The organism is Pseudoalteromonas sp. S4492 (assembly GCF_005886115.1).
Taxonomy (GTDB): Bacteria; Pseudomonadota; Gammaproteobacteria; order Enterobacterales; family Alteromonadaceae; genus Pseudoalteromonas; species Pseudoalteromonas gelatinilytica.
In genome coordinates, this window is the sequence record NZ_PNCP01000363.1 from 1 (window position 1) to 349 (window position 349).

The 349-nt window shown below is 52.4% G+C and carries 1 pseudogene; it reads right to left on the reverse strand.

The annotated features are described in order from the left end of the window. Positions 1-290 (reverse strand): annotated as a pseudogene (locus tag CWC28_RS21805) (polyphosphate kinase 1); the annotation flags it as partial. Between the last annotated feature and the right edge of the window lie 59 nt (positions 291-349).

Genomic DNA, 349 nt, shown 5'->3' on the forward strand with positions numbered 1-349 from the left:
TGAACGCTTTCTTTTGCCTGATTGCTGATTTCTTTCAGGACTGCTTTAGGGCCCAGTCCATCGAGTCCGACCTGCTCACGGGCAAACTCAACCTGCTGCATCAGTCCGGCTACACGGATTTCAAAAAACTCATCCATGTTTGAGCTGTATATCAACAGGAAGCGGAGACGTTCAATCAGAGGGTGATCGTCGTTCAATGCCTGTTCAAGAACACGACGGTTGAACTGCAGGTGGCTCAGCTCCCTGTTGATGTAGTATTCCGGGTTGCTGAGGTCTGTAATGCGAGGCACCGGGGCAGCTGGCTCCAGGCTCTCTTTGGCTCTGCTTTGAGTTTCGGGGAGTTCCCGGT